This is a genomic window from Asticcacaulis sp. (assembly GCA_024707255.1).
Classification (GTDB): Bacteria; Pseudomonadota; Alphaproteobacteria; order Caulobacterales; family Caulobacteraceae; genus Asticcacaulis.
This window is the reverse complement of record JANQAC010000001.1, coordinates 1,539,499-1,565,250: the sequence shown is the minus strand read 5'-3', so window position 1 is coordinate 1,565,250 and position 25,752 is coordinate 1,539,499. Positions and strand designations below refer to the sequence as shown.

Annotated in this window: 29 protein-coding genes; 15 read left to right on the top strand and 14 right to left on the bottom strand. The window is 58.8% G+C overall.

The window, feature by feature from the left end; all coding sequences use genetic code 11:
* Positions 1–71: 71 nt before the first annotated feature.
* Genes NVV72_07625 through NVV72_07615 form a run of 3 tightly spaced genes read left to right on the top strand, consistent with a single transcriptional unit; the run spans position 72 to position 2,742 of the window.
* Positions 72–2,084, top strand: coding sequence for an NAD(+) synthase (locus NVV72_07625; protein MCR6659208.1), 2,013 nt, complete (start codon positions 72–74; stop codon positions 2,082–2,084).
* 43 nt (positions 2,085–2,127) lie between these two features.
* On the top strand, positions 2,128–2,361 hold the full coding sequence (locus NVV72_07620) for a hypothetical protein (GenBank protein ID MCR6659207.1): 234 nt from the start codon (positions 2,128–2,130) through the stop codon (positions 2,359–2,361).
* Positions 2,362–2,742, top strand: a complete 381-nt coding sequence (locus tag NVV72_07615; GenBank protein ID MCR6659206.1) for a type II toxin-antitoxin system death-on-curing family toxin — start codon at positions 2,362–2,364, stop codon at positions 2,740–2,742.
* Here NVV72_07615 and NVV72_07610 read toward each other — a convergent pair whose 3' ends face one another.
* The gene (locus tag NVV72_07610) at positions 2,743–3,162 is read right to left on the bottom strand and encodes a hypothetical protein (protein MCR6659205.1); all 420 of its coding nucleotides are present in this window, start codon (positions 3,160–3,162) and stop codon (positions 2,743–2,745) included. It abuts the gene before it with no gap.
* A gap of 3 nt (positions 3,163–3,165) precedes the next feature.
* On the bottom strand, positions 3,166–4,086 hold the full coding sequence (locus NVV72_07605) for a hydrogen peroxide-inducible genes activator (protein ID MCR6659204.1): 921 nt from the start codon (positions 4,084–4,086) through the stop codon (positions 3,166–3,168).
* 73 nt (positions 4,087–4,159) lie between these two features.
* On the opposite strand from NVV72_07605, the gene NVV72_07600 reads away from it, so the two are divergent.
* The 3 genes from NVV72_07600 (at position 4,160) to ahpF (ending at position 7,252) form a co-directional block, all read left to right on the top strand.
* Complete coding sequence (locus NVV72_07600) at positions 4,160–4,693, top strand: carboxymuconolactone decarboxylase family protein (GenBank protein MCR6659203.1); 534 nt, start codon at positions 4,160–4,162, stop codon at positions 4,691–4,693.
* A gap of 132 nt (positions 4,694–4,825) precedes the next feature.
* Positions 4,826–5,389 carry an alkyl hydroperoxide reductase subunit C gene (gene ahpC, locus NVV72_07595; GenBank protein MCR6659202.1) on the top strand — a complete coding sequence of 188 codons (564 nt, stop codon included), beginning with the start codon at positions 4,826–4,828 and terminating at the stop codon, positions 5,387–5,389.
* A 276-nt stretch (positions 5,390–5,665) separates the two neighbouring features.
* Positions 5,666–7,252 carry an alkyl hydroperoxide reductase subunit F gene (gene ahpF / locus NVV72_07590; protein ID MCR6659201.1) on the top strand — a complete coding sequence of 529 codons (1,587 nt, stop codon included), beginning with the start codon at positions 5,666–5,668 and terminating at the stop codon, positions 7,250–7,252.
* A 160-nt stretch (positions 7,253–7,412) separates the two neighbouring features.
* On the opposite strand, the gene NVV72_07585 is transcribed toward ahpF, so the two are convergent.
* Positions 7,413–8,282, bottom strand: a complete 870-nt coding sequence (locus tag NVV72_07585; GenBank protein MCR6659200.1) for an aspartate/glutamate racemase family protein — start codon at positions 8,280–8,282, stop codon at positions 7,413–7,415.
* A 147-nt stretch (positions 8,283–8,429) separates the two neighbouring features.
* Here NVV72_07585 and NVV72_07580 point away from each other — a divergent pair, with 147 nt between their 5' ends.
* The gene (locus tag NVV72_07580; GenBank protein MCR6659199.1) at positions 8,430–10,565 is read left to right on the top strand and encodes a M3 family metallopeptidase; all 2,136 of its coding nucleotides are present in this window, start codon (positions 8,430–8,432) and stop codon (positions 10,563–10,565) included.
* 41 nt (positions 10,566–10,606) lie between these two features.
* Here the strand turns inward: NVV72_07580 and NVV72_07575 are convergent, their stop codons facing one another.
* Positions 10,607–11,377 (bottom strand): DUF6065 family protein, encoded by a 771-nt coding sequence (locus NVV72_07575; protein ID MCR6659198.1) that lies wholly within the window; start codon positions 11,375–11,377, stop codon positions 10,607–10,609.
* Between the two features lie 42 nt (positions 11,378–11,419).
* Here NVV72_07575 and NVV72_07570 point away from each other — a divergent pair, with 42 nt between their 5' ends.
* From NVV72_07570 to NVV72_07560, 3 genes are read left to right on the top strand one after another with little or no spacing between them, the layout of a single operon-like run.
* Positions 11,420–11,929: a prolyl-tRNA synthetase associated domain-containing protein gene (locus NVV72_07570; protein MCR6659197.1), complete on the top strand. Its 510-nt coding sequence runs from the start codon at positions 11,420–11,422 to the stop codon at positions 11,927–11,929.
* A 52-nt stretch (positions 11,930–11,981) separates the two neighbouring features.
* The gene (gene trxA, locus NVV72_07565) at positions 11,982–12,854 is read left to right on the top strand and encodes a thioredoxin (protein MCR6659196.1); all 873 of its coding nucleotides are present in this window, start codon (positions 11,982–11,984) and stop codon (positions 12,852–12,854) included.
* 8 nt (positions 12,855–12,862) lie between these two features.
* Entirely contained in the window at positions 12,863–13,078 is a 216-nt protein-coding gene (locus tag NVV72_07560) for a Trm112 family protein (protein ID MCR6659195.1), read from the top strand.
* Here NVV72_07560 and NVV72_07555 read toward each other — a convergent pair.
* From NVV72_07555 to NVV72_07540, 4 genes are read right to left on the bottom strand one after another with little or no spacing between them, the layout of a single operon-like run.
* Positions 13,068–14,501: a hypothetical protein gene (locus NVV72_07555; protein ID MCR6659194.1), complete on the bottom strand. Its 1,434-nt coding sequence runs from the start codon at positions 14,499–14,501 to the stop codon at positions 13,068–13,070. The genes NVV72_07560 and NVV72_07555 overlap by 11 nt on opposite strands.
* On the bottom strand, positions 14,458–14,721 hold the full coding sequence (locus NVV72_07550) for a hypothetical protein (GenBank protein MCR6659193.1): 264 nt from the start codon (positions 14,719–14,721) through the stop codon (positions 14,458–14,460). Before NVV72_07550 ends, NVV72_07555 begins: the two co-directional genes overlap by 44 nt.
* Before the next feature lie 20 nt (positions 14,722–14,741).
* The gene (locus NVV72_07545) at positions 14,742–15,353 is read right to left on the bottom strand and encodes a hypothetical protein (protein ID MCR6659192.1); all 612 of its coding nucleotides are present in this window, start codon (positions 15,351–15,353) and stop codon (positions 14,742–14,744) included.
* Positions 15,350–16,594 carry a UbiH/UbiF/VisC/COQ6 family ubiquinone biosynthesis hydroxylase gene (locus tag NVV72_07540; protein ID MCR6659191.1) on the bottom strand — a complete coding sequence of 415 codons (1,245 nt, stop codon included), beginning with the start codon at positions 16,592–16,594 and terminating at the stop codon, positions 15,350–15,352. The genes NVV72_07545 and NVV72_07540 overlap by 4 nt, the downstream gene beginning before the upstream one ends.
* A gap of 92 nt (positions 16,595–16,686) precedes the next feature.
* Here NVV72_07540 and NVV72_07535 point away from each other — a divergent pair, with 92 nt between their 5' ends.
* The 3 genes from NVV72_07535 to NVV72_07525 all read left to right on the top strand — a co-directional run bounded on the left by NVV72_07535 (position 16,687) and on the right by NVV72_07525 (position 18,373).
* Positions 16,687–16,962, top strand: coding sequence for a hypothetical protein (locus NVV72_07535; GenBank protein MCR6659190.1), 276 nt, complete (start codon positions 16,687–16,689; stop codon positions 16,960–16,962).
* 29 nt (positions 16,963–16,991) lie between these two features.
* Positions 16,992–17,627 (top strand): glutathione S-transferase N-terminal domain-containing protein, encoded by a 636-nt coding sequence (locus NVV72_07530; GenBank protein ID MCR6659189.1) that lies wholly within the window; start codon positions 16,992–16,994, stop codon positions 17,625–17,627.
* A 398-nt stretch (positions 17,628–18,025) separates the two neighbouring features.
* Positions 18,026–18,373: a DUF2794 domain-containing protein gene (locus NVV72_07525; GenBank protein MCR6659188.1), complete on the top strand. Its 348-nt coding sequence runs from the start codon at positions 18,026–18,028 to the stop codon at positions 18,371–18,373.
* Between the two features lie 57 nt (positions 18,374–18,430).
* On the opposite strand, the gene NVV72_07520 is transcribed toward NVV72_07525, so the two are convergent.
* Entirely contained in the window at positions 18,431–19,183 is a 753-nt protein-coding gene (locus tag NVV72_07520) for a Bax inhibitor-1/YccA family protein (GenBank protein ID MCR6659187.1), read from the bottom strand.
* A 151-nt stretch (positions 19,184–19,334) separates the two neighbouring features.
* On the opposite strand from NVV72_07520, the gene NVV72_07515 reads away from it, so the two are divergent.
* Together NVV72_07515 and NVV72_07510 are read left to right on the top strand one after the other, a co-directional pair.
* Positions 19,335–20,369 carry an aldo/keto reductase gene (locus tag NVV72_07515; protein MCR6659186.1) on the top strand — a complete coding sequence of 345 codons (1,035 nt, stop codon included), beginning with the start codon at positions 19,335–19,337 and terminating at the stop codon, positions 20,367–20,369.
* A gap of 9 nt (positions 20,370–20,378) precedes the next feature.
* Entirely contained in the window at positions 20,379–21,164 is a 786-nt protein-coding gene (locus tag NVV72_07510) for a CoA ester lyase (GenBank protein MCR6659185.1), read from the top strand.
* Here NVV72_07510 and NVV72_07505 read toward each other — a convergent pair.
* The 5 genes from NVV72_07505 to NVV72_07485 all read right to left on the bottom strand — a co-directional run bounded on the left by NVV72_07505 (position 21,161) and on the right by NVV72_07485 (position 25,733).
* Positions 21,161–21,673 (bottom strand): hypothetical protein, encoded by a 513-nt coding sequence (locus NVV72_07505; protein ID MCR6659184.1) that lies wholly within the window; start codon positions 21,671–21,673, stop codon positions 21,161–21,163. The genes NVV72_07510 and NVV72_07505 overlap by 4 nt on opposite strands.
* A 63-nt stretch (positions 21,674–21,736) precedes the next feature.
* A complete protein-coding gene (gene cimA / locus NVV72_07500) occupies positions 21,737–23,299 on the bottom strand; it encodes a citramalate synthase (protein ID MCR6659183.1) in 1,563 nt (520 codons plus the stop codon).
* 61 nt (positions 23,300–23,360) lie between these two features.
* Positions 23,361–24,473 (bottom strand): cell division protein ZapE, encoded by a 1,113-nt coding sequence (gene zapE / locus NVV72_07495; protein MCR6659182.1) that lies wholly within the window; start codon positions 24,471–24,473, stop codon positions 23,361–23,363.
* Between the two features lie 103 nt (positions 24,474–24,576).
* On the bottom strand, positions 24,577–24,900 hold the full coding sequence (locus tag NVV72_07490) for a hypothetical protein (protein ID MCR6659181.1): 324 nt from the start codon (positions 24,898–24,900) through the stop codon (positions 24,577–24,579).
* Positions 24,897–25,733 (bottom strand): NAD(P)/FAD-dependent oxidoreductase, encoded by an 837-nt coding sequence (locus NVV72_07485; protein MCR6659180.1) that lies wholly within the window; start codon positions 25,731–25,733, stop codon positions 24,897–24,899. The genes NVV72_07490 and NVV72_07485 overlap by 4 nt, the downstream gene beginning before the upstream one ends.
* Positions 25,734–25,752 lie beyond the last annotated feature (19 nt).

Here is a 25,752-nt window from a genome sequence, read left to right as displayed (position 1 = left end):
CCGGATATTCTTCTTATATAATTCGTTATCATCTGTCATTAATAACAAATATTGAATCCGGGTTGGCCAAAATGACCGAAAAAATGCAAAACTTCTTTTCGCCGGCTTCTCACGGCTTCGTTCGTATCGCCTGTGTAACACCGAGGGTGCATATCGCCGATCCGCAGGCTAATCTGGCGGAACATCTATCTCTGGCCAAACGCGCGGATGACGCCGGCGCCGATCTGGTTGTTTTTCCGGAATTATCGCTTTCAGCTTACGCCATCGATGATTTGTTTACGCAGGAGCTCTTGCTTAAAAGCTGCGAAGATGCCCTCGAAACCCTTATTGTCGAGACGGAGAACATAAGATCGGTGCTTGTGGTAGGCGTTCCGCTTATCATCAACGGTGCCGTTTATAATTGCGCAGCCGTTGTACATCGCGGCCATTGCATAGGCATAGCGCCCAAAACATACCTTCCAAATTATCGTGAATATTATGAAAAGCGGTACTTTGCGTCCGGCTCCCAGTTAATGGGCGAGACTCCTATGCTGAAGGATTCCAAAGGAAGGGGGTATGCAATCTTTGTTGACTCCAACGTACCCGTTTTCAGGGCCTATGGTTTTGAAGCTTTCAGCTTTGGTGTGGAAATTTGTGAGGACGTTTGGTCACCTGTTACGCCTTCAACCCGTCTAGCTCTGAACGGGGCGACAATAATTGTAAATCTATCCGCATCACCAGTCGTAATAGGGAAATCCCGCTCCAGAAAACGGCTTTGCGCAGCTACTTCAGAGCGTTTGATGTGCGCCTATGCATACAGTGCTGCGGGCCCCGGAGAATCCACCACAGACCTCGCTTGGGATGGTCAGTCTCTGATCTATGAACTGGGCGATCTGCTGGCAGAAGGTGAACGCTTTATGTCGGACAGCATCACATTTGCCGATGTTGACGTACATCGTATTGTGCAAGACAGGCTACGAAATGGCACTTTTAATGATGCTCGCGTTTTTTCCAAAGCCAGCCAGGATATGTTCCGGACCTTTTCCTACACACCCCACACCTTGACTGACTTCCATCGCCAGGTGCCGCGCTTCCCCTACGTGCCGACGGATCCGGAGCGGCTGGATGAAGACTGCTACGAAGCCTTCAATATTCAGGTCCACGGCCTGATGCAGCGGCTTGCCACCAGTCACACACAGAATGTCGTTATCGGTATTTCCGGCGGTCTGGATTCGACCCACGCCCTGATCGTGGCCTGCAAGGCATTTGATCGGTTGGGTCTGCCGCGCGCCAATATCCACGGCTATACCATGCCGGGCTTCGGCACCTCGACCGGTTCGCGCAATGACGCCATGAAGCTGATGAAAGCACTGGGAATTTCCGCCGAAGTGCTGGATATTCGCCCGGCGGCCAAACGGATGCTGATGGATATCGGCCATCCGTTCTCACGCGGTGAGCGCGTTTACGATGTCAATTTCGAGAACGTCCAGGCCGGCTTGCGCACGGATTTTCTCTTCCGGCTGGCTGGCGAAAAGAAGGGTTTTGTCGTCGGCACGGGTGATCTCAGCGAACTGGCGCTCGGCTGGTGCACCTATGGCGTCGGCGACCATATGAGCCATTACAATGTCAATTGCGGCGCGCCGAAAACCCTGATCCAGCACCTGATCCGCTGGGCGGCGAAAAAGGAGTTTGACGCGAAAACCGGGCGTATCCTGCAATCGGTGCTGGAGCGCGAAATCTCGCCCGAATTGGTGCCGATCGAGGCGGGTGTCATCCAGAAGACCGAGGACAAGGTCGGGCCTTATGAGCTTCAGGATTTCAATCTCTATTACATTACGCGCTATGGCCTCAAGCCGTCCAAGGTGGCCTTCCTGGCATGGCAGGCGTGGAAAGACAAATATACGCTTCCGGAAATCCGGAAATGGCTGGAGCTGTTCCTGTTCCGCTTCTTCACGATCTCGCAGTTCAAGCGCTCAGCCGTGCCGAATGGACCAAAGCTGATCTCCGGCGGCGCTCTCTCTCCGCGCGGCGACTGGCGTGCGCCGAGTGATGGTAATGCGAAAATCTGGCTGGACGAATTGAAAGCGAATGTGCCTGATATGTAGCTTGTCATGAAATTTCATGATAAGATGCAGTCAGGAGATAGCCATGACCGAACATCAGCCCCGTGAGAAATTCGCCACCCAGATGGACAGCGCCCTGCTGGCCGAACTGCGCGCACTGGCCAAGGCCGAAGGGCGTCAGTTGCAGTCTCTGGTCGAGGAGGCTGTCGGCAAGCTGCTTGAAACACGACAGGAAGCAAGAGCTGAACCCGATTTCGAGATGCTCATGAAGCGCAATCATGATCGCTACGCCGGTGTTTTTGAAAAACTGGCCAAGTAGGTGACGCGCTATCTAACTGTTCGGGAAGTTCTCAGGCTGCATGACGATCAACTGCTGCGTCATGGCGGCGGATCAGGTGTGCGTGATCCTGGACAGCTTGAGTCCGCCCTGTTTCGGCCGCAGACAGGTTATTATGCCAATCTGATCGCGGAAGCGACGGCCTTATGGGAAAGCCTGTCGCAAAATCATCCGTTTATTGATGGTAATAAACGAACAGCCTTGTCTTCGATGTTGATGTTTCTGAACCTCAACGGTCTGGATATCGTTCTGTCTGAGGACGATCTTTGGGCATTCATGTCAGGTCTTTACGACACGCACAGTTTCCGCTTTGAAGTCCTGGAGCCTTGGTTGCGGACACATGCGGTTCCGCTGGCGCTCTGACTATTTCAGTCTGGTCGCCATGCCGTTAAAGCTGCACGCCAGCCCGTGATAGACGGTGCAGATGCCGCTTTCGGAGACCGTCAGCTTGTCGCCGTCTTTTTTGATATCGATAGTGCAGGTGGTCTTGTCATCCGGCTTTAAAGTCAGGCTGAGCTCGGCAGGAGATATGTCCTTGGCCGGTTCGCCGCCAGCCAGGCCGATATCGCCGGTGCAGCCGTCCGCCGTCGCTGTCACCAGCACCACCTTGTGCGCATTGGGCGTGCCGCTGATACGCACCATCAGGTCGCCTTCGTACTTGCCGGGCCAGTGATCCTCCACCGGCGGCGGTGCGGCAATGGAGGCCGGCGCGGCTTCTTCCGGCGCCGGTTTGGAACAGGCGGTCAGCATCAGCAGAGCAAGGGCGGCACAGGGGATGCGCATTCTCTACTCCTTGAGCTTTTCGGCCAGCAATCGCGCTTCGGCGGCGCGGCTGGAACCAGCGCGCCAGATGACGACAATATCGCGGAAGGCATGGTCCGAGGCAAGGGGGCGCACACAGACCTCGTCGGCTTTCACCATGCCGGAGTCCACCGCCATGGCCGGCAACAGAGAAACGCCCAGGCCGGAGCCAACCATCTGCACCAGCGTATTCAGAGACGTGGCCGCGAAGCCGCCGCCGTGGTTGGCGGCGTAGGTCGACAGCGATTCCGACGTGCCGGTGGGCGAAGTCCAGGAACAGGCGGCCAAGGCATGATCGCGCAGGCAGTGGCCATCTTCCAGAAGGATCAGTTCCTCGTTTTTCAGGTCTTCCGGGGCGATATGCGAGGCGTTAGACAGTCGGTGGCCGAAGGGCGTGGCGGCCACGATCTCGTCCTTGCAGATAAAAGCGTGATCCAGACCGGCCAGATCATAGGGCAGGGCGATGACGGCGGCATCGAGCGCGCCGGATTTCAGCGAGGCGATCAGGCGCGCCGTCTGGTCCTCACGCAGGAAGAGGCGGAGGTCGGGGAAATCCGTGCGCAGTTTCCGCAAGGCCTTGGGCAACAGGAAGGGGGCAACCGTGGGGATGACACCCAGCCGAAAACGACCAGTCAGGGGACGATTGGCGCCGCGCGCCGCCTCCACCAGGTCTTCGGCGCGCGCCAGGATATCTTCAGAGCGCTTGAGTGTTTCTTCCCCGACGGCCGTCAGGATCACCTGCCCGCGCGACCGATCGACCACGCGGACGCCCAGGATTTTTTCCAGTTCGGCGATACCGGAGGACAGCGCCGGCTGCGACACGAAGGCCGCTTCCGCCGCGCCGCCGAAGCTCTTATGTTCGGCCAGCAGCTTGAGGTATTGCAATTGTCTGAGAGTTGGGAGCATGATTTCTAGATAAGATTTGTTTATTGAATTGTCAAAATTCATAATCACATTCTATGCACACTGAGGTTCCCTAATGTCCATTGATACCCTGCAAAGCCTGATCCCCGCCTATGCCAAGGATCTGTCGTCCAACCTGACCAACCTGCTGGGCGAAACCGTCCTGAATGAGCAGCAGAAATGGGGGACGTTCCTCTCCTGCGCCCATGCCATCGGCGTGCCGGCGGTGGTGCAAAATATCGAAGCCGCCGCCAGTGAGGTCATGACGCCGGAAGCCGTCACCGCTGCCAAGGCCGCGGCCGCCATAATGGGGCTGAACAATGTCTATTTCCGCGCCCTGCACCTGATGCAGAACAAGGAATATGAAAAGATGCGCGCCGGCCTGCGCATGAATATCCTGACCAATCCCGGCGTCGATAAGGTGGATTTCGAGCTGTGGTCGCTGGCGGTTTCGGCCGTCAATGCCTGCGGCCTGTGCATGGACAGCCACGAAAAGGTTCTGCGCAATCATGGCGTCAGCGCGGTTCAGATACAGGCGGCCCTGCGTATCGCCTCGACCGTTAATGCCATTTCGGCGGTTGTCCGCGCCGAAGCGGCCTTGCAGGGCTAATTGTCCGCACACGTCTTTATAAAAAAATCTATCCAAAAATAAAATAAAACAAATTTGCTCTATTGATTGTTTTGAGCGATTGTCCCCGCGTACCGCTTAACCCGGTTCCACTCTTACTCAAGGAAATACCCCATGGCTCTCATTAACACCGCCATCAAGCCGTTCAAGGCGACCGCTTACAAGGCAGGCAAGTTCGTCGATATCTCCGACGCCGACACCAAGGGCAAGTGGTCCATCTTCTTCTTCTATCCGGCCGATTTCACCTTCGTCTGCCCGACAGAGCTGGAAGACCTGGCCGGCATCTATCCCGAACTGCAAAAGATGAATGTTGAAGTGTTCTCGGTCTCGACCGATACCCACTTCTCGCACAAGGCCTGGCACGACACCTCGCCCGCCATCAGCAAGATCAACTACTACATGGTCGGTGACCAGTCCGGCACCATCACCAACAATTTCGACGTGATGCGTCCGGGCGTCGGCCTGGCCGATCGCGGCACCTTCCTGGTCGATCCGGACGGCATCATCCAGTTCATGGAAATCACCTCGGAAGGCGTTGGCCGTAACGCCACCGAACTGCTCCGCAAGGTCAAGGCCGCGCAATATGTCGCTTCGCACCCCGGCGAAGTCTGCCCGGCCAAGTGGGAAGAAGGCGAAAAGACACTCGCCCCTTCGCTCGACCTCGTCGGCAAGATTTAAGACCTTTCTCCTCCCCTGTAGCGAAGCGTACGGGGGAGGTGGCAGCGCGAAGCCCGAAGGGCTGGTGTCGCTGACGGAGGGGGCGACACTATTACAAAGTGGCCCCCTCCGTCTCGACGCGCTTCGCCTGACGGCTACGCTTGCTCGCCACCTCCCTCACAACGAAGTTGCCGCTTCGCTAAGGAGGAGAATATTTCAGCCTCATTCTCCATATGCGTACTCTGCGGAGTGCGAATATGGACGATGATTTCCCCTATTTTCTAACGGAGTATCACCATGCTTGACGCAGGGATGAAGACGCAACTGAAGGCGTATCTGGAAAACCTCCGGATGCCGATCGAACTGGTTGCCACGGTCGATGACAGCGCGAAGTCACGCGAGATGCTCGACCTGCTGAACGACATCGTCGAAGCCTCGGATAAGGTCTCGCTGAAGACCGATGGCTGCGATGCCCGCGTGCCCTCCTTCGCTATCGTTCGCCCCGGTTCCGATATCAGCGTCACGTTTGCTGGCCTGCCGATGGGCCACGAATTCACCTCTCTGGTTCTGGCCCTGCTGCAGGTTGGCGGCCACCCGCCGCGCGTCGAAGCCGACGTTATCGAGCAGGTCAAGGCGCTGGATATCGATGGCGAGTTGAAGTTCGAAACCTATTTCTCGCTGACCTGCCAAAACTGCCCGGACGTGGTGCAGGCGCTGAACCTGATGAGCGTGCTCAACCCCAAGATCAAGCATGTCGCCATCGATGGCGCTCTGTTCAAGGATGAGGTCGAAAAGCGCCAGGTCATGGCCGTGCCGACTATACTGGTCAATGGCCAGCCGTTCGGTCAGGGCCGCATGGGCCTGGAGCAGATCCTGGCCAAGATCGATACCGGCGCTCAGGCGCGCGAAGCTGCCAAGATCGACGCCAAGTCGGAATTCGACGTACTGGTCGTTGGCGGCGGCCCGGCGGGTGCGGCGGCCGCCATCTATGCGGCGCGCAAGGGTATTCGTACAGGTGTAGTGGCCGAGCGTTTCGGCGGCCAGGTGCTCGATACCATGGCGATCGAGAACTTCATCTCGGTCTCGCACACCGAAGGTCCGAAGCTGGCCACGGCGCTGGAGCAGCACGTCAAGGAATATGACGTCGATATCATGAACCTGCAAAAGGCCACGAAGCTGATTCCGGCCTCCGAACCCGGTGGCCTGGCCGAGGTGCAGCTCGAAAGCGGCGCCGCTTTGCGCGCCCGCACCGTGGTCATCTCGACCGGCGCCCGCTGGCGCCAGATGGGCGTCCCCGGCGAGGACCAGTACCGCAACAAGGGCGTGGCCTACTGCCCGCACTGTGATGGCCCGCTGTTCAAGGGCAAGCGCACAGCGGTGATCGGCGGCGGCAATTCCGGCGTCGAGGCGGCTATCGACCTGGCCGGCATCGTGGCCCATGTCACCCTGCTGGAATTCGCCCCGGAACTGCGTGCCGATGCTGTTCTGCAACGCAAGCTTTACAGCCTGCCGAACGTGACGGTCATTACCGAAGCCCAGACCACGGAAGTGCTGGGCGATGGCGATAAGGTGACGGGCCTGGTCTATAAGGACCGCATCCACGATACCCAACACACCATCGAACTGGAAGGCATCTTCGTCCAGATCGGCCTGCTGCCCAATACCGAATGGCTGAAGGGCACGATCAACCTCTCCCCGCGTGGCGAGATCGAGATCAATGATCGCGGCGAAACCTCGGCCCACGGTATCTTCGCTGCCGGTGACGCGACCACCGTGCCTTACAAGCAGATCGTCATCGCCATGGGCGAAGGCTCCAAGGCGGCGCTGTCGGCCTTCGATCACCTGATCCGGACGTCCGTGCCGGTGGATATCGCGGCAGAGTAGGTTAAGGCAAGGGGTCACTGACCCCTTGACCCCCGAAACTGGTCAGTGGATAGTCATTTGAACTACAGAAAAACCGGGCCCAAGGGGGGCCGGTTTTTCTGTAGTTCAGCGGTTAATCACTTGTCCCGTTATGAGGTCCAGGAGGCTGCGCCTCCTGGCCTTACGCTACCTTCACGGCGCTAACCGCCGCGAACGTCAAGGGTGCGCCCCAGAAAGCTTCGATCAGCGCCGACTGGGTGCGCGGTTCGCCGGTGGTCAGGAAGGTGCGCTGGCCGGTATCGCCTATGGTATATTCCGGATGGCGCTCGATATAATCGGCCAGGGCCTTGGAAACTGGCGCCGGCTGATGAATCAGTGGCGTGCCGGCGGGCAGATGTTCGCGGAAGAGATCGGCCACCAGCTCATAGTGGGTGCAGCCAAGGATGGCGCGGTCGGGATAGCGGCCGATGCGGATGCGCAAAGACTCGACATGGCCCTTGATCTTGGCGGAGAGATCTTCGCGCGCGGCGCCCTGCTCGATCATGTCGGCCAGGCCGGAACAGGCTTCGGTGAAGACGGCGATATCCTGCCGGCGCTTGTCGATTTCGATTTCATAGACGCGCGAGCGGGCGGTGGCGACGGTCGAAAACACGCCGATGACATCCAGCTTTTCGATCTTCTCGCCGCGGCGTTCGGCCTCGTGTTCCCACGGCAGGCCGGTGGCGGCTTCAATGGTCGGCACGATGATGCCGAGTACATTGACCGGACGCTTATAGGTTTTGCGGAACTGGGCCAGCCAGGTCGATTGCAGGCGGCGCAGGGCCACGGCCGAGGCGGTATTGCAGGCTAGGACCACCAGAGACGCGCCGGCCTCGAACAGGGTTTCGCAGCCGGCCCTGGTCAGTTCGACGATCTCCTCGCCGGAGCGGTCGCCATAGGGAGCGTGTTTCTGATCAGCGAGATAGACGAAATCGGCTTGGGGCAGGCGGTCGACCAGCGCGCGATGGATGCTCAAACCGCCGATGCCCGAATCAAAAACGCCGATCGCCATGTAGTGATTTCCTGTGTTACGAAAACTTAATTTGGCCGCGTTTGTTGCGGTCTATAGGTTCATCAGTTACGACTTTTGCCCTATCTCGTAAATAGAATTGGTCTCGTAAACAGGGCTTTTTCTCTTGACCCCTTAAGGGAGTTCACCTTGCCTTCACCCCAAATGAACCGCCGCACCGCCCTGGGCCTGATGGCCGGCACCAGCACCGCCGCCTTCGTCACTCCAACTTTCGCGCAAAGCACCGGAGGAATAGCCATCGCCACCGCCTATCTGACTCAAGCCTGGACCGGCCCCTATGGCGGCGTGCCGGCTTTCGACAAGGTGAAGATCGCCGATTTCGAGCCGGCGACTCTTACCGCCATGGACGCCATGCGCGCAGAGATCAGGGCGATTACGGATAATCCCGCCCAGCCGACTTTCCAGAACGTCATCGAAGCCTATGAGACCTCGGGTGCCGCCTATGATCGTGTCGGTGCGGTCTATAATGTCTGGGACTCAAATCTCTCGACCGGCGGCTTCCCCGATATCTCCGCCAAACTGTCGCCAATCAAGGCGGCGTTCGGTGACGAGATCATGCAGAATGCCGATCTCTTCAAGCGCATCGAGGTGGTCTATAACCAGCGCGACACCCTGAAGCTCAATCCGCAGCAGGACCGCCTGTTGTGGAAGAAGTACAACAACTTCGTCCGCGCCGGCGCCAAGCTTTCCGAAGCGCAAAAGAAGGAAGTGGCCGACATAAACCAGCAACTGGCCACCCTGTTCAATCGCTTCTCGAATAACCTGAAGCACGATGAGGCGCAGGCCACCTTTATCACCAAGGATGATCTCGACGGCCTGCCGGAGCCCTTCATCGCCGCCTTGGCCTCCAAGGCCAAGGAACTGGGCAAGCCGGATATGTATGCCGTGCAAAACACGCGCTCGGCCATGGAGCCCTTCACCACCTATTCGACGCGCCGTGACCTGCGCGAAAAGGTGTGGCGCGCCTATATCATGCGCAGCGACAATAACGACCAGTGGGACAACAAGCAGATTGGCGCCCAGATCCTCAAGCTGCGGGCGAAGCGCGCCAAGCTCTATGGCTACCCGACCCATGCCCACTGGCGCCTGGAAGTCGCCATGGCCAAGACGCCGGAAAACGCCATGAACCTGATGGAAGCGGTCTGGGGCCCGGCGGTCAATCGCGTCCATGAAGAAGTGGCCGACATGCAGAAGATCGCCGATGCCGAGGGTGCGAACATTACCATCGCGCCGTGGGATTATCGCTTCTACGCCGAGAAGGTGAAGAAGGCGAAATACGATCTCGATGAGTCGGAGGTGAAGCCCTATCTGCAACTGGACAAGATTCAGGCGGCCATGTTCTGGGCCGCCAACACAATGTACGGCTTCGAGTTCATCCAGGTGACCGATGTGCCGGTCTTCCATCCGGACGTGACGACCTACAAGGTGATGCGCGCCGGCAAGCAGGTTGGCGTGTGGTATTACGACCCCTATGCCCGCGAAGGCAAGTCTTCCGGCGCCTGGGAGACCGAGTACCAGGGCCAATCCTATATGCTGGACCACATCTGCATCTGCTCGAACAACTGCAACTTCATCAAGGCCGAACCGGGCAAGCCGATCCTGATTTCGTGGGATGACGCCGAAACCATGTTCCATGAGTTCGGCCACGCCATCCACGCCCTGTCGTCGAATGCCTATTATCCATCACAGGGCGGCACCAATACGGCGACGGACTTTGTCGAATTCCCGTCGCAGCTTAACGAGCACTGGCTGCCCCTGCCGGTGGTGCTGAACCAGTTCGCCATCCATTATGAAACCGGCAAGCCGATGCCGGCGGAACTACAGGAAAAGCTGGTGAAGTCGTCGAAGTTCAACCAGGGCTTCGCCACGGTCGAATATCTGGCCTGCGCGCTGATCGACATGAAGTATCACCTGGCCGGTGAGGTCGATATCGACATCGATGCCTTCGAGAAGACCGAACTGGCCAGGCTGAACATGCCGAAGGAAATCGTCATGCGCCACCGTCCGACGCAGTTCGCGCACATCTTCGCCGATGACGGCTATTCGGCGGGGTACTACTCGTACCTGTGGTCGGATGCCCTGGTGGCGGATGCCTATGAGAAGTTCATGAAAGAAGGTGGGCCTTTCGAGGGTCCGACCGCCAAGCACTACTTCGAGACCATCCTCAGCGTGGGTGATACCATTCCGCAGGATGTCGCCTATCGCAACTTCCTCGGCCGCGATGTGCAGCGCGATGCGCTGATGCGTCTGCGCGGCTTCGCCTAAAAGGAAAGGACCGTGGCCACTGGCCTCGGTCCGTTCTCCATTTATCGCGTTTTTTTCGGGCGAATGACCTTGGGGGTCTTCAGGCGGCGGCGGTTGATATGGTCATCGACCCTTTCAACCACCTGGCCTGTCGGGTCCGGCTTTTCGCCCTTGAAGTAGAATTTCTGCCAGGCTTCCTTGACCGCGTCGGGGTCGCGGCGGACGAGGCTGTCATTAAATTCCTGACGGGTCTTTGCCCAGGCATCGAACTGCTTTTTGAGATCGGGATCACTCTCCAGCGACTTGATTACCGGCTGGATGTCATCCTGGCCCTTATGCTGCACCACTTGAATGAAACAGAACGGCTCGCCCTTCTTGAAGGTTACCATGCCGGGACGGGTCATCAGCCAGTTCATGGTGAAGGGGAAGGGCAGCCAGTCGGTTTCCACCAGGCCGGTGAGCGGCGCGATGCCGTCCTTGACCTGGTTGGGCGCGCCGGACGCCTGCACGGCATAGCCCGGCGGGGTGCGGAACAGGAAACCGGTATGGAAGGTCACCACGCCGTGGGTGAAGTGCGATGAGACCAGGTGTTCGAGATTATAGTTCGGATCGGCGTCGCAGGTGATGGTCAGGTCGTTCTTGCCGATGCCGCCGTTCCAGATGATCGTGAGGTCGGTGGGACAAAGGATTTCCCAGCCGGTGGTGTTGGCCATGGTGAGCGGCAGGCAGCGATAGGGGAAGCGGGACTGAAAACTGTCCATCCATTCCCGCTCCGGCCGGCCGGGCACGATTTCCGGCGGATAGGTGGTCATGACAAAGCACTCAAGTTCCATCTGGCAGTTCCATCGTCAAAAAGATTGCGCTAAAGGCGGATCATGACCGATCCGCTCTACACGCCTGAAAAACTGCTCGAAGCCTTAAATGATTTGGGCCTGAAAACAAGCACCCTGACCCACGAAGCCGTCTTTCGCGTGGGCGAAGGTGACGACATAAAGTCGCAGTTGCCGGGCGCGCATACCAAGAATCTGTTCCTGAAGGATGACAAGGGCCAGCTCTGGCTGATCTCGGCCGAGCAATCGACGCAGATTCCGCTGAAGACCCTGCCGAAGGTGATCGGTTCCGGGCGGCTCAGCTTCGGCTCCGAGGCGCGGCTTTATGACGCATTGGGTGTGCGGCCGGGATCGGTGACGGCGCTTGGCCTGATCAATGATCCGGAACACAAGGTGCGGTTTATCCTCGACAAGGCTCTGGCCGATGCGGAGATTGTCAATTTCCACCCTCTGACCAATACGGCCACGACTTCGCTCAGTCAGGCTGATTTCCGAGCGTTTATCGCGTCTCTGGGCCGTGAACTGGTAATCGTCGATTTCAGCACACTCACTTGATTCCATTGATGCGCACGCCCACTTGAGATAAGCGAATAGACAGAGGTACCCCATGGCCAGCAACGACCCGAATATCATCGACGGTTCCGAAAACACCTTCATGGCCGACGTCATCGAAGAATCGATGAAGCGCCCGGTCATCGTCGATTTCTGGGCGACGTGGTGCGGTCCGTGCCGCCAGCTCGGCCCGGCGCTGGAAAAGGTCATCGGCGAACAGAAGGGCAAGGTGAAGCTGGTCAAGATCGACGTCGATCAGAACCAGGCCATCGCCGCCCAGATGCGCGTTCAGTCGATCCCCACTGTCTATGCGTTTTTCGGCGGCAAGCCGGTCGATGGCTTCATGGGCGCCAAGTCTGAAACCGAACTGCGCGCCTTTATCGATAAGCTCGGCGCCGGCCGGGCCGGCCCGACGATCGAGGAAACCCTGGCCCTGGCGGCGCAATCGGTGGCCGATGGTGATATGCCGAGCGCCATGGAAGCCTATGCTTTCATCCTGGAGCAAGACCCGGAAAATCCGAAGGCCATTGCCGGCATGGCGCGCATCTATCTCAAGCTCCAGCAACCGGATCACGCCAAGGCCGTGCTTGACCAGGCCTATGCCGACAGCACTGACCCGGAAATCCTCTCCTTGCGAGCCGCGCTCGAACTGGCCGAGGGCGCGCCGACGGATATCGCCGGCCTGCGTGCCAAAATTTCCTCCAATGACCGTGATTTCGATGCCTGGTATGATCTCGGCCGCGCTCTGGCCGGTCAGGGCGAAATGGCGGAAGCCATTCAGTCCCTGCTGGAAATCGTCAAATACGATCCGGAATGGAACGGCCAGGCGGCCCGCACCTATCTCTTCAAGATTTTCACCGCGCTCGGTTCAGCCTCCGAACTGACCAAGGCCGGCCGCCGCCGCCTGTCATCGCTTCTTTTCAGCTAGGGATCCCTATGTCCGATATCGAAACCTACGCCAAGAATGAGTTAGAAGTAGACCCCCGCCTGCTGGAAGCCCTGGTCTGTCCGGTGACACGCCGGCCATTGACCTATGATAAGCTAGCGCAGGAACTGATCAGCCCAACCGTCGGCCTCGCCTTCCCAATCCGTTCCGGTGTACCGATCATGCTGGTCGATCAGGCGCGCAAGTTCGATCCGGTCAAAGCCTGAGGCGGTTTTTCCCGGCTTTTAGCGGATAGCTTCTGCCTTTCCACACAAATTCGCCGGGCAGACCTGACGGCATTTCGATCTCGGCTTTTAGGCCGGTTTCCGTTTGTGTGTAGTTGAGAACTACCCGTCCGGCGGCTGTCTGCACCGTCGCGGACAAATCCTTCAGCTTGCCAAGATGCGGTGCGATCCGCACACGCGCAAATCCCGGCGCCGCCGATTGCACGCCGGCGACAATGGCCAGCAGGTCGGCGGTGGGATGCGCGCTCCAGGCGTGGCTGTCCGATCGGTCTTCCAGTTTCGCCTCCGGCCAGGTCGAGAAGTGCAACGGCAGCAGGTCGCGCCAGGTTTGCAGCAGGTCAAGATAGCGATCGCTCAGGCCGGCATGTTCATAGGCCCGCACCAGATACCACGAAAAATAATAGCTGACCGGGATCAGCACTTCCGGCGGCTCGATACCATGCGTGGTGATACGGGCCAGGATATCCCCCTGCTGGTCCTTCGGCGCGGCATCGTAAAGCACGGCCAGTGCATTCGTCTGTTGCGAAAACAGGGTCTTCGACGGGTCGTCGGCAAACAGGCGACGGTTTGAATCCCAGCAGTTGTCCTGAATGCCGGCGCGCACCATTTCCGCCTGCGCCCGGTCGGTTGCGCCAATTCCGGCATCACCTAACGCCTCCTCCAGATCGGCGGCCTGTTGCAGGGCGCCGAGATAGATCAGCGAAGTCAGACAGGATTCCCCATTGCTGTCAAAACTTGGGAAGGCGTCGCGGTCTTTACCGACCCAATCGACAAAGTTCCAGGTCGGGTTTTTACCAAGCAGGCCATCGGCGTGCAGATAAGGCCGGAACCACGCCAGCACCTCGCGGGCGCGCGGCAGGTTGCGCGAAATGACCGCCGTATTCGGCTGGTTCATCCAGTAATCGTGCATCATGCCAAGCCAAAGTAATGAAAACGGCGCGATCGGATTATGGCCCCGGCTCGGATAGGCGCCCTCGGTCAGGCCGCCTTCGGTATTCGACCAGCCGAAAGCGTCGATGGCGTTGACCGCCAGCCGCTTGTCCCCGGAGACAGCATAGGAGATCAGCATCTGGATGCGGGTGTCGCCGACATACTGCAACTGCTCCCAATAGGCCGAGTCCATATAGGTTTCGTGGGCGTCGAGCCGTGCCGTGCGCCAGCCGATATCCCATATCTCATTGAGCGCCGGATCGCTGGAGTGGAACCGGCCAATGGCCTCAAACGGATAGTGGGTTTCATGGATTTCCAGGCTTTCGAGCGTCAGCGGCTGACCTTTCGTCTCGATGTCCAGTTGCAGGAAGCGCCAGACCCGCCAGTGCAGCGGTTCGAAGCTGACCGGCTCCCCACTGGCAACAAAGGTGTCAGTCAGGCCGCGAATAGTGCGATCGTCGACCACGTCGCGCACGCCTTTTTCTGCCGGCCTTGTCATAAAGCGCTTCAGCGTAGGTCGCCCTGATCATTGCATCCTTGCCGCCGGAAACCCGAAGCCGCGGATAGGCCGCCACCATGTTGTCGCGGCGGATCAGAAGGGTGACATGGCAGTGGGCCGGAATGACCTGCGGCGCATCGGGGAAAGAGCCTTCGCCGCGCACCAGCCGGCCATTATCGGTCAATCTATAGGTCATTTGCGGCAGGGGATCGGGCGTCAGGTTCCGGCGCGAAGATACCGTCGCTGCTTGCCAGCCGGTTTCGTTTGGCGGGCATCAATGATTTCAGGCGCACCAGCGACATAATAGCCCAGCCAGTCCGGCGTATCGATCTGCGCCATGCCGGATGTAGCCTTATGGCCGCTGTCTGGCGCAACCTGCCAGTCGGGACCGCTATCCAGGCCCGAATAAGCGCTGTCTTCGGCCCTGAGATAAAAACCGGTTCCCGCCGATTGCTGCGATAGCGGTCCGGTTTGCTTCTTGAGGTCGTCCTCACCCGGAAGAACGAAATTCCACACCGTGGCATTGATGGCGTTCGAGCCTGCCTTCAGCCAGGGCGCTATATCTATGCGGGCATATCGCCAGTGCGCCAGATCGCTGGTGGCCGGACCGGAAGCCACGCGCTGTCCGTCGACATACAGCAAAAAGCGGTTGTCGGCACTGACATCGACCCACATATGCGCCGGTGTCTTTTCGAGCGTGATATGCTTGCGGAAATGCAGAACTACTGGGGCGGCGGATACGCCCGGCGAAGTGATCCATTTTGCCTCTTGCGCCGAAGCCGACGTAGCCAACCCAAGTAGAAACAGGATCAGCCAGAGCGGCCTCACACCAACTCTCCCCGCAGCAGTTTCGGCAGATCGCCCGTCGCCGCGCCGGCGTCTTCCATGACGAACTTCCGTAAAGCCGGCACGCGATTGAACAGGCCGATGCCGACGCCGCGGACCGCGCGCAGAAATGGATTGCCATTGGAAAACAGCCGCACAAACCCGTCCATCACCACTGATGTGGTGACATTATCGAAGCGCCGCCACTTGGCATAACGCTCCAGCACCAGGTCGGTGCCGATATCCTCGCCCAGGCGCGCCGCCTCGATCAGCACTTCCGCCAGGGCGGCCACATCCTTGAGGCCGAGATTCAAGCCCTGGCCGGCGATCGGATGGATGCCGTGGGCGGAATCACCCAGCAGGGCCATCCGGCCCTTGTGCATCTCCTCGGCCGGGCCCAGGCCCAGCGGATAGATGAATTTCTCGCCCACCACCGTGAGTTCGCCAAGAAATTCGCCGAAGCGCCCGATCAGGTGATCGTAAAACAACTGGTCATCGACCTGCATCAGGGCTTTCGCTTTCGCATGAGTCTCCGACCAGACGATGCAGGCGCGATTGTCATTCAGCGGCAGGATGGCGAAGGGGCCCGTGGGCAGGAAGTGCTCATAGGCGACGTGATTGTGCGAATGTTCCATCTGCACGGTGCAGACCACGGCGCTCTGGTCGTAGGCCCAGTTTATATATTTGATGCCCGCCTTTTCGCGTAAGGTGGACTTGCGGCCTTCCGCCGAGACGATCAGCGGCGCGCGCAGGGTTTCCCCCGTATCCAGATCGACCTCGGCGAAGGAACCGTCCTCACGATTACCGATCACGGAGGCCGGGCTGATGAGGCGGATGCCCTGGTTGATGATCTCTTCATAGAGCGCCTTGCGCACCTGTCGGTTCTCGACCATGTAGCCCAGGGGCTCATCGCCGGTGCGATCGGAAATTTCCTCCGAGGCGAAGTGCAGGAAAAACGGCAGGGGCTTAGGCGCCGAAGCCCCCGGCAGATGGCCATCCGTCACGAAGATTTCGTCCATGCGACAGGCGTGTTTTTCCAGCACATCGCCGACGCCAAGCGCCTTCCACTGTCGGAAACAGGCATAGGCGATGGCAGAGGCGCGACCATCGAACGAGACATCAAGCATGTCATCGAAGGGTTGTCGCTCGACCAGGGCCACGTCCAGCCCGCCGGATTTCAGGGCCAGGGCCAGGGTCATGCCGGCCATGCCGGCGCCAACGATTACGACATCATATGTTTTCATAATCGCATCATAGCCTTGCCGGCCAAAAGCGCAATGCGGTGAGGTGCCGCGGTTTGTTGCTTTCCGCACGGGCGCGCCGTAAGAACGGGATCATGAAAAACCGCCTGCCGCTTATCATCACCATTGCCGGACTGGCCGCGGCCCTTTATGCCGTGATCCTGAACCTCGTCACGGCTGTGCCGGCTGCCGCACAATCCTTCGTGGTGCAGAGCCTGATCTTTGCCGTCGTGGCCATCGTCTGCGGCATCTATATTCTGCGCCGGGGCGGCGGCTGGCGGTTTCTGGCCATCGCCATGATCGGCCCCGCCGTATTTGTCATTGCGGATGCCGGAATGCGTCTCGCACTTTATCTGCGTCAGGGTGTATAGTCAGCGCCTGATCCCGAGGAAAAGCCGCCATGACCCAGCCTGCCGCACCGATCAAATTCTATTCCATGCACCTTTCGGGGAATGCCCATCGGGTGTTGCTGACCCTGCGGGCGCTCGACCTGCCGTTTGAGCTGATCGAGGTCAATCTGCGCGCCAAGGAGCAGAAGTCGGAAGCCTTCCTGCAGATGAACCCCTTCGGCCAGGTGCCGGTGATCGATGATAACGGCACGGTCATCTGGGATTCCATCGGCATCATGACCTATCTGGCGCTCCGTTACGATGACGGTCGGTTGCTGCCGCGCGATCCGGCGCAATTCGGGCAGATCATGGCCTGGCTGGGCAAGACCTCCGGCCCGATTGCCTACGGCATGGCCACGGCGCGGCGCATCAACCTCTTCAATGCCCCGGCGGATATCGATTCCGCCCACGCCATTGCCCATGATTTCCTGCATGTGATGAACGAACACCTGGAAGGCCGCGCCTGGCTGGTGGGCGGCACCGTCACCCTCGCTGATCTCGCCTGCTATGCCTATGTCGCCCACGCGCCCGAAGGCGGGGTGGACCTGAAGGGCTTCGGCAATGTCAGCGGCTGGCTGGCCCAGGTCGAGGCCCTGCCCTTCTTCGCCGCCATGCCGAAAGCCAAGGTCGGTCTCTGGGCGGAATAAAATCCAGATTTCAATGAAATCTGGCAAGGGCAAGCGCCCGCCCGAGCCAATGCGAGGAGCCCCGCGGCGCCTGAGCTGCAAATACGCAAAAAAAAAAGCGCCGCTACGAGGGGGAAAACGTAGCAGCGCCAGGATAATCTCGGGGAAGAAGAAATGTCTGCCGGCCGGGGGACTACTGGATTCCGGGGGCTGGGGGGCTGTTCAGGGGGGAACCCGAGCAAGTCACCTCGACCGACAGGTACATAATCGGTGCGGAAGCGGGCCGTGGAAGGGCCAAAATAAGGTCATATCGCGTCCTTTTCATAACTTTCCCATAAAGACGACCCTATTTATTTACTTGCGCGATTCAGCCGCATCAGGCGTAATCAGGTCGGATTTTCCTGCGGAGTCTTGGGCTTATGAGTATTCAGGATTTGAGCGGCGCTTTCAACGCCTCGCAGCCCCTTAAAGGGCCGGTCTTCTTCGAGCGCCGGGAACTGGAACTGATCCTGCGGCTTTACGGACAGCATGTCGCCTCCGGCGAATGGCGCGATTACGCCATAGATCAGCTTACCGACGCCGTGGCCTTCAATATCTTCCGCCGTTCCAGTGAAGCGCCGCTTTACCGCATCGAAAAGCGACCCTCCCTTGCCCGCAAACAGGGCGCGTTCGCGGCCTTCAACCAAGCGGGACTGATCCTCAAGCGCGGCCGCGAACTGGGCCCCGTTCTGGCCGTGCTGGATAAACGCAGGTTCGACGTTCTTTAAAAGTAAACCCCTCCGGAATGGCTTCCGGAGGGGTTTTCAGTTCAGATGTATCAGCTTTTAACGACGGCCGCCGAACAGGTTCAGCAGGCTGAGGAACAGGTTGATAAAGCTGACATAGAGGCCGATGGCGCCGATATAGGTCAGGGCCGCCCGGTGATTGGCCGAAAGCTGACCTGCCGAATAGTACAGCGACTTCAGCGACTGGGTCTGATAGGCAATCAGGGCCGAGAACAGAACCACGCCGATACCCGACATCGCCATCATCATGATGCCGCTCTTGAGGATAAAGGCATTGACCAGACCGGCGATAATCAGGCCCAGGACCGAGGCCGAGAAGAATCCGCCCCAGCCCGACATGTTGACCTTGGTGGTGTAGCCGATCAGGCTGACGACGCCAAAAGTGGCCGCGGTCACAAAGAAGATGGTGGCGATCGAGATGCCTGTATAGAGCAGGAAGATCGACGACAGAGACACGCCCATGATGGCGACGAACACCCAGTAGAAGGCACCCGAAACCGCCGCGTTCAGGCCGTTCATGAAGCGGCCGGAAATGAAGCTCAGCACCAGCGGCGCGAAGGCGAAGATCCAGCCCAGAGGCGTATAACCGGTGACGCGGCCGTCAGCAGTGAAATTGTAGAGAAGCTGGATCAGGAAAGGCGAATTGGCCACGGCCCAAGCCATGCCGCCGGTGACCACGAGGCCCAGCGCCATTTTCTGATAGATGCCCAGCAGGAAGTTGCGCAGGCCCATATCCTTGGCCTGTTCTTCCACTGTGGGCATGGCAATATAGCGAGTGTCCATGTCGTTCATAGGTTTGAAACCCCTGTTAAATGTCTGATGCCGCTGGCGTGGTATTGCCAAGGCATTCTGGTGATAATATGGGACTGTGGCGCTTTCCTGACAAGAGGCATTCTCTCACCCGCAGGGACTTTGATATTCTAAGTCATTTAGGCAAATCCGCATGAAATATTCCCCCCTCGGACGCACGGGCCTTGAAGTCTCCCGCGTCTGTCTCGGCACCATGATGTACGGCAGCCAGGTGTCGCAGACCGATGCCTGGGCGCAGATGGATTATGCGCTGACACGCGGCATCAATTTCTTCGATACGGCTGAAGCCTATGCCATTCCGCCGCGCCCGGAAACCCAAGGTGCCACCGAACGGATTATCGGCGAATGGTTCAGGGCGCGTGGCAACCGCAAGAATATCATTCTGGCCACCAAGGCCGCCGGCCGCGCCGATTTCATGACCTGGATCCGGAACGGCCCACGCCACACCCGCGATCATCTCGATGCGGCCATCGAAGGCTCGCTCGATCGTCTGCAAACCGATTATATCGACCTTTACCAGTTGCATTGGCCCGATCGTCGCTATGCCGGTTTCGGCTTCCATCACTATACCGACTACGACGCCGATTATGAGAGTTTTCACGCCATCCTGGAAACGCTCGATCGCCATGTAAAGGCCGGTCGCGTCCGTCATATCGGCGTGTCGAACGAGAGCCCCTACGGCGTTATGAAGTTCCTGGCAGAATCGGAAAAGCACGGCCTGCCGCGCATCGCCTCGATCCAGAACGCCTACTCGCTCGTCTCGCGCGCCTTCGATTATGGTCTGGCGGAAGTGGCCTTGCGCGAAGATGTCGGCCTGCTGGCCTATTCGTCGCTGGCGCAAGGCTACCTGACCGGCAAGTACCGCAATGGCGCCCTGCCGGAAGGCGCGCGCAAGACGCTCTATCAGCGCCTCAATCGCTATGAAGGCCCCGGCGGCATCGAAATGATCGACAAATATGTCGATCTGGCCGCCGAACTGGGCCTGAAGCCGGAGCAACTGGCGCTGAAATTCGTCGATCAGCGGCCGTTCGTCACCTCGACCATCATCGGTGCCAGTTCGATGGAACAGTTGATCAGTGATATCGACGCCTTCGGCCTGGAATGGACGCCGGAGATTGACAAGGCCGTCATGGCCCTGCACCTCAGCCATCCCAGTCCCTGCCCGTAGGAGGCTCCTATGCTGCGCTCCGCCCTTTTCATTCCCTGCGCCAATCCGAAGGCCATGGCCAAGGCGGCGACGCTGGCCTGTGACGCGCTGTTTTTCGATCTGGAAGACGCGGTGGGCGACTCTGAGCGCGACGGGGCTTTGGTGAGTCTGGCGGCGACGTTGGCGGGTACATTCGTGGCTAAAACGGTTCTGCTGCGCATCCATCCGCAATATCTGGGCGGCATCCACAAGGCGCTGGCGGGCCTGCGGATCGACGGGCTGGTGGTGCCGAAGGTGAGCGGCGCGGCCGATATTACCGGTGTGGCGCATGTCTGGCCGGATATGCCGCTGTGGGCCATGATCGAGACGGCGCAAGGCGTGGTCAATCTGGCGGAAATCGCGGCGGCGGGCGTGAGGGGCCTGATCGCCGGCCCAAACGACCTGCGCAAGGATCTGCGTACCCGGTCGATGGAGGGCCGCGCTGATATCCTGTTCGCCCTGTCGCAGATCGTGCTTTATGGCCGGGCCAATGGTCTGGCTTTACTCGATGGCGTCTATAATGCCTTCAAGGATGAATCGGGCTTTGCGGCCGAATGCGCTCAGGGGCGCAGCCTTGGCTTTGACGGCAAGACCCTGATCCATCCGGCGCAGATTGGGCCTTGCGAGGCGGCTTTTTCGCCTTCGGAAGCGGAAGTGGAATGGGCTAAAGCGGTTGTCTCCGCCTTTGAAGGCCACTATGCCGGCGTGGTGTCGGTGAATGGCGAAATGGTCGAACGCCTGCATCTGGAGCAGGCGCGGTCTATTCTGGAGCTTTAATCGCTGGAACCCGAAAAATTCAGTTCCTGGCCGATACTCAAAAGCCGACCTGCCTGACTGAACTCAAGGTAAGTATAACAGTCCAATATGCAGCGCGTACTGCGCATAATTGGTGTGCTGTAGATAATATGTTTGTCATCCCTGACCAAACGGTCGAGCTTGATCCCATATTTCGTCTGAAAAGTGGATATGACCTCGTTTTCACTTTGTGAAACGGTAATTCCATAAGGATATTGGCTGATCATTTTAACAACGATGATGCGCTTACGATGAAGCAGGCCATCCTCGACCGTATATTCGATATTACCGACCTGATAGGTGCAGCTTTCAACAGTCCCGGATATACGCTCGCAGTCGCCCAGTATCTTTGCGGCCGACGGTACGTGTGTAATTTTTAGTCCAAGAATGCCCGGGCCAAAATCATCGATTACCGGCTGAGCCTCAGCCCATGCCCCGGATTGAGCTGCCGCTCCGGCCGCCAGAATCATGGCCGCAATAATGGATTTCATGATGCGTTTCCCCCGTGCCTTTAACAGGAGAATAGCCTGTTTGGCCTTTCAGCTCAAGAAAGCTTAAACCCCCGCTTTAAGCAGGTGATAGGTGATCGCGTCGTAAAGCGCATTGTAGGATGCATCGATCACATTATGGCTGACGCCCAGCGTGTTCCAGGTGCGGCCGTGGTCGTCGCGGCTTTCGATCATGACGCGGGTCAGCGCCGCGGTAGCGTCCGAAGGCGTAAGGATGCGCACCTTGTAGTCGTTCAGGTGCATGGTATTGAGCTGCGGATAATGCGGCGTCAGGGCCTTGCGCAGGGCGGCATCGAGTGCATTGACCGGACCATTGCCCTCGGCCACGCTCATCACCTGCTCGCCTTTGACCACCAGCTTCACGGTTGCCTCGGCCACATCGAAGGCGCGGCCTTTTGCATCGAGGCGGTATTCGTTGAGCGCGCGATAGCTTTGCAGTTCGTAATAGCGCGGCAATTGCCCCAGGCGTTCGCGCGCCATCAGTTCGAAACTGGCGCTGGCGTCCTCATAGGCATAGCCCAGCGCCTCGCGCTCCTTCACCGCCTTAACCAGTTCGCCGATATGGTCGTCATCATCGGCCACCGTAATGCCCATCTGATGCAGGCGGTTAACGATATTGGCGCGGCCGGCCTTGTCCGACACCAGGATCAGGCGCGAATTGCCAACCAGAGCTGGGTCGATATGCTCATAGGAGCGGCTGTCCTTGTTCATGGCGCTGACGTGCAGCCCGCCCTTGTGAGCGAAGGCGGATGAGCCGACATAGGCCGCATGGCGGTTAGGCGCACGGTTCAGGCGGTCATCGACCAGGCGCGACAGCTCGCCGATATGGGTGAGCTGCTCGGCAGAAAGGCCGGTGTCGTAGCCCATCTTGAGCATCAGGGTCGGGATGATGGCGATCAGGTTGGCATTACCGCAGCGCTCGCCGATGCCATTGATGCAGCCCTGCACCTGGCGCACGCCGGCTTCGACCGCGGCCAGCGAATTGGCCACGGCCTGCTCGGTGTCGTTATGGCAGTGGATGCCGAGATTGGCGTCCGGCAGAGCAGCCTTCACGGCGCTGACGATGCGATAGACTTCGGACGGCATGGAGCCGCCATTGGTATCGCACAGCACCAGCCAGTTGGCCCCGCCTTCATGGGCCGCCTTCAGCGCCTCGATGGCGTAGGTTGGATTGGCCTTGTAGCCATCAAAGAAGTGCTCAGCATCAAACACGGCCTCGCGGCCATTGGCGCGGATATGAGCCAGGCTGTCGCGGATCATGCGCAGGTTCTCAGCCGTGCTTACCTTGAGCGCCGTCTCGACCTGCCAGTCCCAGGTCTTGCCGACCAGGCAGACGGTCGGCGTATTGACCGCCAGCAGATCCTGCAAACCGGGATCATTAGAGGCCGAGCGGCCGGCGCGGCGGGTCATGCCGAAAGCGGAAATCTTCGCCGTCTTCGTCTTCGGCAGGGCGCCGAAAAAGGCGTCATCGGTCGGATTGGCGCCGGGCCAGCCGCCTTCGATATAGTCAATGCCGAACGCGTCGAGAGCGCTGGCAATCGCCTGCTTGTCCGCGACAGAAAAAATCGATTCCCTGGGCCTGCGCACCGTCACGCAGCGTGGAGTCATAAAGATAGATACGTTCAGCCATGGCCCATCTACAGAATGGGGATAAGTGCGGTCAATCGAATTAATCTGCTCGGTTCAGATAGTCTTCGGAGCGCATTTCTTCCAGCCGCGAGACCGTGCGCTCGAATTCGAAGGCGCCATCCCCTACCGGATAGAGCAGAGACGGCTCGGCATCGGCCAGGATGACCGTCTTGGTGCCGGCCTCATAGAGCGCGTCGATCAGGGTGACGAAGCGCTTGGCCTCATTGCGGTTGGACGGCGACAAAATCGGCACGCCCTCGATGAAGACCGTTGTGAAGCGTTCGGCGATAGCGAGATAATCGGCCGGGCCGTTATTGGCCGCGCACAGTTCTGAGAAGGTGGCGCGCAACATCGGGCCGGCGGCGCGGGCGAAATGCAGCTTGCGCTCATTGACGGTTAGAACCGTATCCATCTCGGTCATCAAATGCTTCATGTCCGCCCACAAGGTATTGAAGGCGGCGATGGCGTGCGGTTCGGTGGAAGGCGAAAACCACGTCTTGGCGCCGCGCAGACGATCAAGCCGGAAATCCTTGGGGCCGGAGACTTGAACGAGCGTGGTGCGGTCCTTGATCATGGCGATAAAGGGCAGGATGTGCTCGCGGTTCAGTCCGTCCTTGTAGAGGTCGTCCGGCGGTCGGTTGGAGGTCGCCACCAGAATCACCTTACGCGCAAACAGCGCCTCGAACAGGCGCCCCAGGATCATGGCGTCGGCGATGTCCGTCACCTGCAATTCATCGAAGCACAGGAGCTGCGACTGGCTGGCGATCAACCGGGCCACTGGCGCGATCGGGTCGTCACCCTTATGCGTGCCGAAATTGATCTTGCGGGTCTTCGCGTCGCTCTCGCGCCACAGGCGGATGTTGTGATGCACCTCGGCCATGAAGGCATGGAAGTGGACGCGACGCTTCGGGATCTTGTGAACATTGTTGTAGAACAGGTCCATCATCATGGACTTGCCGCGGCCCGGCGGTCCCCAGAGATAGAGACCGCAGACGCGCGGCTGAATACCGAGCAGGCGCCGCCACAGGGCGCGGCTCTGGCGTATGCGGCGCTCTAACACGACCAGTGCCTCGATGGCCGCTTTCTGAGCGGCATCGGGAACAATCTCGCCCGATTTCAGCAGGCGTTTGTATTCACTACGGATATTGGCCATTCGATCTGTTCACGCGATGACCTTTGCGGCCACCCACCAGTTTATTGCGATCGGTTATAAACGATCCGGCTCAATATGGCGTTAAAAAAATGCTGCATGTGCGTTAAGTGAAAAGTCGTTCAAATTGTTCAAGCGTACCAAAACGAAAATCACCAGTACTTTTGCAGAAATCAAACAGCCAGTCCTGCAAATTGACGCCGTTTCCCTTGGCCAGGCTATAAATCCCATTGCCATAAACGTTTCGCTCTGGATCGACATAAGGTTCTTGAGAAAATACAGCACTAAGTGCCGAACCATCGCCGGCAAAGAAAAGCCAGTCACCTTCCGCGATTTCAAGTCCGGGACATCGCTTGACCGCAGCTTCTATAGAGTCAAACACTTCGATAAAGTTCCAAGATATGTTCACAGCGATTACGCGCGTATTCATGATAACGCCTGTAGTTTAAGTGAAATTTGCTTTGCGACCTGGATGCCATGCGCCGCCGAGGTGGTTACGCACGGGTGCCAGTAATCGGTGACTTCGCCACAGGCATAGATGCCCGGCAGGCTGGTTTCACCGCAGCGATCGACGCGGACATAGCCATTGTCGAGATCGAGCATCAGCTCCTCCGGCACCACCGCCTCAAAACCGAACATGACGCCCCAATAATCATAAGCCTGATCATTGGCTACCAGGGTGTCAGTAAAATAGTCCAGATGCCCGATAACCACCGGTACATCCGGGATCATATCCTGCAACAGCTTTTGCGCGCGAGGCATATTCCGCGAAAAGATCGTCACCTGGCCGCCGCGGTCACGGACAAAGCGCGCCTGGTCGAAAGCATTATCCCCGCCACCGAAAATGGCCACGCGTTTACCTTTGACGTCCAAGGCTTCCATCTGCACGCCAGGACCAATGATGATCCTGTCCGAGGCTATAAAGCCGCCGTCGCGGGGCTTCGAACCGGTGGCGATGACCAGATACGGTGCGGTGAAAACACCCTCGCTAGTCATCACTTCACGACCACCAACAGAAACCACCGGGCAATTCAGCCGCACATCGACACCCACCGCTTTCGCATGATCCGCCAGCGAAGCCGCCACCTGCTGGCCGGTTTTGCCCTGCACCCCCGGTATCCACAAATTTTCATACGGGCTGCGCGTCTGCAAACCGCCCAGTTGCGCCGAGGCTTCCAGCAGGATGCATTCGACCCCCAGCTTCTTCAGCCAGATGGCGCAACTGATCCCGGCGGGGCCGCCGCCTATAATGATGGCATCCATCTTGCGTAACTCATATTCA